This is a genomic window from Mesorhizobium sp. M2A.F.Ca.ET.039.01.1.1, assembly GCF_003998035.1.
In the GTDB taxonomy this organism is placed as follows: Bacteria; Pseudomonadota; Alphaproteobacteria; order Rhizobiales; family Rhizobiaceae; genus Mesorhizobium.
Genome location: NZ_RZRY01000540.1, coordinates 1 through 4,400, shown reverse-complemented (window position 1 = coordinate 4,400; position 4,400 = coordinate 1). Strand labels below are relative to the sequence as shown.

4 protein-coding genes are annotated in these 4,400 nt (G+C 65.5%); 1 reads left to right on the top strand and 3 read right to left on the bottom strand.

The window, feature by feature from the left end; all coding sequences use genetic code 11:
• The 3 genes from EOA24_RS28715 to EOA24_RS28705 all read right to left on the bottom strand — a co-directional run.
• Window positions 1–1,150: DUF763 domain-containing protein (locus EOA24_RS28715; RefSeq protein WP_127410325.1), on the bottom strand; the 1,150-nt coding region annotated here is incomplete at its 3' end.
• 305 nt (window positions 1,151–1,455) lie between these two features.
• Window positions 1,456–1,770 (bottom strand): hypothetical protein, encoded by a 315-nt coding sequence (locus EOA24_RS28710; protein WP_126083377.1) that lies wholly within the window; start codon window positions 1,768–1,770, stop codon window positions 1,456–1,458.
• 228 nt (window positions 1,771–1,998) lie between these two features.
• Window positions 1,999–2,319 carry a hypothetical protein gene (locus EOA24_RS28705; protein WP_126083376.1) on the bottom strand — a complete coding sequence of 107 codons (321 nt, stop codon included), beginning with the start codon at window positions 2,317–2,319 and terminating at the stop codon, window positions 1,999–2,001.
• Window positions 2,320–2,579: 260 nt separating this feature from the next.
• Between EOA24_RS28705 and EOA24_RS28700 the strand changes: the two genes are divergently transcribed.
• Window positions 2,580–4,400 (top strand): AI-2E family transporter (locus EOA24_RS28700; protein WP_189354301.1); only part of this gene is annotated, 1,821 nt, incomplete at its 3' end.

Genomic DNA, 4,400 nt, shown 5'->3' with positions numbered 1-4,400 from the left:
AGCTCGGTCCGGTCACATACCGCTCCATCCGGCGTGACTCCCCGTCCAGCCTTCTTAGCGCCTCCAGCTCCTCGCCGCGCCCGAGCTTCGCCTTGCCCACCGCCGATTTCAGCACGGATATCGTCTCGTCATAGACCTTCAGCGGCACGGGGAAGGGGTGGCGGTCCTTGCCGCCGTGGGCTAGCGAGAAGCGGGCCGGGTCGGAGAAGCGGTAGGGCGCGCCGTGCACCACTTCGGAGACCATGGCGAGCGCCCGCACCGTGCGCGGGCCGACGCCGGGGACCAGCAGCAGCTCGGGGAAATCCTTCGGGCCGCTTTCGATTGCCGAGGCGATGTTGCCGTGCAGGCGGCGCATGACGATGTCGCTCTCGCGCACGTCGTGATGCGCGGGCATGATGAGGTTAGGCAGCATCGGCTGCGCGGCCGGTTCAGGCTCGGGCCGCGGCTCCAGCACGGCAAGCTCGTTCAGGATCTTTTCCGGGCTCATGGTCTTGAGCAACTCGACCTGGCTGCCGCGGGCTTTTTCGGCGCGCCGGTCGGTCAGGTTGACGATCTCGCCCTGGCGCTCGCCTTCGATTGCGGCATGCGGCTGGTCGACGAAGCTGGTCAAGCCTTCCGACAGCCAGTGATAGCGGCGCGCCTGGCGGGCATCGCCGTTCATGCCCTGCTGCACCACCACCCAGCGCCCGTCATCGGCGACGATGAAGCCGTGCAGATAGAGGTCGTAGCCGTCCTGCACGGCGGCGCTGTCCACCTTGGCGACCAGCCGGCTGGCGGTGGCAAGCGCATCGCCGTCCAGGCCGACATGCTCGCCGATGGCCAGCAATTCGCCCGGCGTCTTGCGCGAATGCGCGCCGCGCCCGCCGCAGACATGGATGCCGAGCTCGCCGGCCATCGGGTTCAGCCCGCGCTTCAGCGCGCCGATGACGGAAGTGGTGATGCCGGAGGAATGCCAGTCCATGCCCATCACGGCGCCGAAGGACTGGAACCAGAAGGGATGCGCCAGCCGCCGCAAAAGCTCGTCGCGGCCGTAATGGTGGATGATCGCCTCGCACAGCACCGCGCCGAGCTTGGTCATGCGCTCGCCCAGCCATTTCGGGACCCGCCCGCCATGCAGCGGCAGGTCGGCGCTGCCGCTTCGCTGCGTCACGTGATTCTCCTGGATGCCGGTGATTTAGATGGCATTTTGGCGGGGATTTGCAAGGCGCTGCGCGAAGCTGGCGAAAGAGGCCCAAACCATCTTCGTCATCCTTGGGCTTGACCCAAGGATCCATGCCGTGACGTGGGCCGAGGAATGCCACGGATCAGAATTCTGCGCCGTGGCAGCACTGCATGGATCCTAGGGTCTGCGCGCGTCGCTTCGCTCCTTGCTCCGCCCTAGGATGACGACCGCGAAGCGCGGCCACGCTTGCGTCTGGTCAATGCCGCTTCTGCCGTGCGCCAGTCGCCCACCGCCTAGTACTTGTAATAGTACCCGTGGTGATGCCTGTGGTGGTGCCTGTGGTGGTGCCTGTGATGGTGCCTGTAGTGGTGCCGGTAGTAATACCTGTGGTGCCGGTAGTAGCTGGGATAATAGTCGTCGTAGTAGCGCGGGCCGTAGTAGCGGCCGCCATAGTCGTAGAACGGACCGCCATACATCGGACCGCCGTAGAACGGAGAGCCGCCGAACGGACCGAAACCGAGACCGAGGAAGCCGTGCGCATCCGCCGGCGCTACCGTGGACGCCGCCGACGCGACTGCGATCACCGAAGCAAGTAGAAGTTTTTTCATGGCAACCTCCTCCTGAAGGCTGATTATCGGGTAACGCGCGGCGGGAGGCCTATGTTCCCGATCGCTAATATTTCCCGGAGTATCGAGGAGGAGAAAGCCGCCGCCAGCGGCATGGAGCGTTGCCACGGCGCGGCGACCAGAGGTTCTACCCGGTATTGCCCAGGGTCGACGCCATTGCTGTCGCGTCCGGCCCATCTCCCCACACGGGAGTTGGGCCGGTGCTGCGGGTCAGCGCTCGCAGATACGGATCTTTTCAATGACGCGGTGATGATGTCGCCAGTGCTTCACGATCCTGACCCGGCAATTGTCGTCATACCGGTTGTGATACCGAACCACGTAACGACGATGGTATGGGGTGTAGTAGTCGTCGTCATAGACGTGCCGGTAATACCGGTGATGGCGATAATATGGGCTGTAGTCATCGTTGTAGTAGTCGTCATCATAGCCCGGACCGATGCCGATACCGAGTTGCACGCCGCCGGCGCTGGCCGGCGCGATCGCAAACGCCGAGGCGATGGCGATCATCGAAGCAAGCAGAAGCTTTTTCATCGCTGCCTCCTTGAGTTTCAAGGCCCCTTCGGCAAGACAACGATTTCGCGCGGTCCATGTTCCCGGCGAGTTGCCAGGGTTGGCAGCCCGGACAGGGCATGGGCAGGACCAAGGCGGCGAATCCAGCGCCTTACTTCGTCCCCGCAACTTCATGAACCCGGATATTTATTAGAGCAGCTGCAACCGACCGGGCTTCGGCGCGTTGCACGCCGGCGAAGTATCTGGGATCATTGCCGGACAGACGGCATGGAGGCTCGATGGTGGCGGCCAATCGCGGGAACGGGGCGTCGGAGCCGAGGCTGGAAGGCCTGCTCGCAGCGTCCAGGGGCCATCCGCGCACGGCGCTGCCGACTGTGGCGAGCGTGGTGGTCACGGTGGCCGCGCTCTATTTCGGGCGCGAGGTGTTCCTGCCGATCGCCGTCGCGCTTCTGTTGACCTTCGCCATCGCGCCTGTCGTGTCCTCCCTGAAGCGCGCGGGGGTTCCGCGCATCGCGGCTGTCATCGCCAGCGTCGCCGGCGCCTTCGCCGCCCTTTCGCTGTTCTCCTTCGTCGTCGCCACCCAGGTCAGCGACCTCGCCCAGAACATCCCCCTCTACCAGATCAACATCCTGACCAAGGTCCGCGCGCTGAAGGAAAACGGCCTCGGCGGCGGCATCATCTCGCGCCTCGGCGGTGTCATCGAGCGCGTCGGCCAGGAGATCGACCGCCAGGAGCCGCAGCTGCCCTCGGCCGCCCAGGCGCCGAAGCGCGAGCCGATCCCGGTCGAGGTCGTCGCGCATGAAAAGCCGCTCGAGGTGCTGCAGAACCTGATCGGCCCGCTGCTCAGCCCGCTCGGCTCCGCCGGCCTCGTCATCATCGTCGTCATTTTCATGCTGATGGAGCGCGAGGACCTGCGCGACCGCTTCATCCGGCTGGTCGGCTATGGCGACCTCCATCGTACCACGCAGGCGCTGCAGGATGCCGGCAAGCGCGTCGGCCAGTATCTGCTGATGCAACTGGTGGTCAACATCATCTACGCCGTGCCCATCACCATCGGGCTCTGGGTGCTCGGCATCCCCAACGCGCTGCTTTGGGGCCTGCTGGCGCTGGCACTGCGCTTCGTGCCCTATATCGGCCCGATCATCGGCGCGCTGCTGCCGCTGTTCCTCGCCTTGGCCGTGGCGCCCGGCTGGTCGCTGCTGTTGTGGACCGCCGCGCTGTTCGTCGTCGTGGAGCTCGTCACCGGCAATGTCATCGAGCCGTGGCTCTATGGCTCGCATACGGGCTTGTCGCCCCTGGCCATCATCGTGGCGGCGATCTTCTGGACCTGGCTGTGGGGGCCGATCGGCCTGGTGCTGTCGACGCCGCTCACCGTCTGCCTGGTGGTGCTCGGCCGGCACGTGCCGCAGTTCGAGTTCCTCGACGTCCTGTTCGGCAACGAGCCGGTGCTGGAGCCGCATGCCAGGCTCTACCAGCGGCTCCTGGCCGGCGACCCGGACGAGGCGACCGACCATGCCGAGGAGATGCTGGAGGACAAGTATCTGTTCGAATTCTACGGCAAGGTGGCGATTCCCGCGCTGCTGCTCGGCGAGCAGGACCGGGAGCGCGGCGTCATGGATGACGCGCAGCGCCGGCAGCTTGCCGACAGCGCCTTGACGCTGGTCGCCAATCTCGACGACAGCGCCCAGCAGGAGGCCGAGGAGGAAGAAAGCGAGCAGGCGGCCGCTGCCGATGAGAAGGCAGCCGACAGCAAGGCTGGCGAGAAAAACAAGGCTAGCGAGAAAAACAAGGCTAGCGAGAAAAACCCTGGCGAAGCCAAGCCTGCCGAGGTGGAGGAAGAGGAGGTCGATTTGCCCGACGGCTCGGGCATCGCAGTGCTCTGCGCCGGCGGGCGCGGCGAGCTCGACGACGCCGCCGCCGCGATGCTGGCCCAGGTGCTGGAAGTGCAGGGCGCTTCGGTGTCGAAGGCGAGCTTTACCGAACTCGAGCCATTGGCGATCCGCCGTCTCGACCTCGAAGCCATCGATGCCGTCGTGATCGGCTTCCTCAACCGCCAATCCACCCGGCACGCGCGCTTCATGGTTCGTCGGCTGAAGCGCATC

Bases quoted from the DNA above. Each gene is read 5' to 3' on its own strand.
- EOA24_RS28705 (WP_126083376.1), bottom strand. From the start codon at position 2,319: ATGAAAAAGCTTCTGCTTGCTTCGATGATCGCCATCGCCTCGGCGTTT.
- EOA24_RS28710 (WP_126083377.1), bottom strand. From the start codon at position 1,770: ATGAAAAAACTTCTACTTGCTTCGGTGATCGCAGTCGCGTCGGCGGCG.